Genomic DNA, 682 nt, shown 5'->3' with positions numbered 1-682 from the left:
CCCTTGGCCTGGGTGGAGTTCTCGACGCACTGCTGGGTCTGCGGGGCGGACAGGACGGGGATGTCCTGGACCCCGACCGGCACGACGCCGACGAGCGAGGCCAGGTTGGCCTTGGCGGGCAGGCCGACGCAGGGCTTGTTGAAGGAGCCCTGGATGAGCGCCATCTGCGGGCTCATGGTGCCGTACGTGGCGGAGTTGCCGAACGCCTGCGAAGCGTTGTTGCCGCTGGAGGAGGCGGTGCCGGTGTCGTTGCCGATGGCCAGAGCCTGGGGCGCGACGGCAGCGGAGGCGCCGACAACGGAAGCGGCGACCGCAGCGGTGGCCAGAACCTTCTTGATCACGTGCTGTTCCCTTTCTGAAGAAGCCCCGTCCACCGGAGCGCCCTGGTCAACTGCCGGGAGCGCGCTTGGTTGCAGGGATTCACTCCGATGGCCCATGTCGGAATGGTTGGCCGGAGCGTGCCGCGGCGCAGTTCCCGGCCGATCGAATAGGAATGGTCCGACCGGGTGAATGTCCGAAACCGGCCCCTGAATCCGCCGTTGATGCGGGGGAACGTGCGGCTCGTCAGGAAAGGAAACACATGCTGAACAAGGCAATGGCCACGACGGCGGTGGCAGTCGCCCTCGTCGGTACGGCCGCAGCCGCGTCCCCGGCGCTGGCCATCGGTGGCGACACGGGCACC

1 protein-coding gene is annotated in these 682 nt (G+C 68.2%); it reads right to left on the bottom strand.

All coding sequences use genetic code 11. From position 1 onward, the window contains the following. Positions 1-341 (bottom strand): rodlin (locus AC5WRT_RS39005; RefSeq protein WP_496101109.1); only part of this gene is annotated, 341 nt, incomplete at its 3' end. Between the last annotated feature and the right edge of the window lie 341 nt (positions 342-682).

The sequence above is a fragment of the Streptomyces sp. NTD91 genome, from assembly GCF_059510455.1.
This window is presented reverse-complemented; position numbering and strand designations above follow the sequence as displayed.